At 56.1% G+C, this 424-nt stretch carries 1 pseudogene; it reads right to left on the bottom strand.

Annotated features, from left to right (window positions below):
* Positions 1-272: 272 nt before the first annotated feature.
* A pseudogene (locus C451_RS23530) lies at positions 273-424 on the bottom strand (transcription initiation factor IIB 2); the annotation flags it as partial.

Raw genomic sequence — 424 nt, 5'->3', positions numbered from 1 at the left:
CGTGCTCCTCCCCTCCCTACTCGCGGCTTCACTCCGCCATTCGGCGCAGTTCCGCCGCTCGTTGAGGAAGGGGCATCCGCACTGTATTTTGGGTGATGTTCCACGCTGTAGTCGCCAGGAAAGACTGGATCAACCCTTCCTAGAAGGGAGGAAGAACACTCTTATCCATGGAATAATTGCGGACACACCCCCTCCCCCTCTCCCTTGCTGTCTTTGTAGGAGCTGTCTTGTAGGGCTGTCCTATACCATTTGTAGGTGACCCTGTCTGAGAATCACGGAGCTTGGGTTTCGCCCTCGATTTCGATCAGATCACGATAGCGATTTCGGATCGTGACCACAGAGATATCGGCAACGTCGCCAACGGCTGTTTGAGTGACTTTCTCGTTGGTGAGCAGCGCGCCAGCGTAGATCGCCGCGGCGGCTA

This window comes from Halococcus thailandensis JCM 13552, from assembly GCF_000336715.1.
GTDB lineage: Archaea > Halobacteriota > Halobacteria > Halobacteriales > Halococcaceae > Halococcus > Halococcus thailandensis.
Note: the sequence above shows the minus strand (reverse complement) of the source record. Positions and strands in the feature narration are given on the sequence as shown.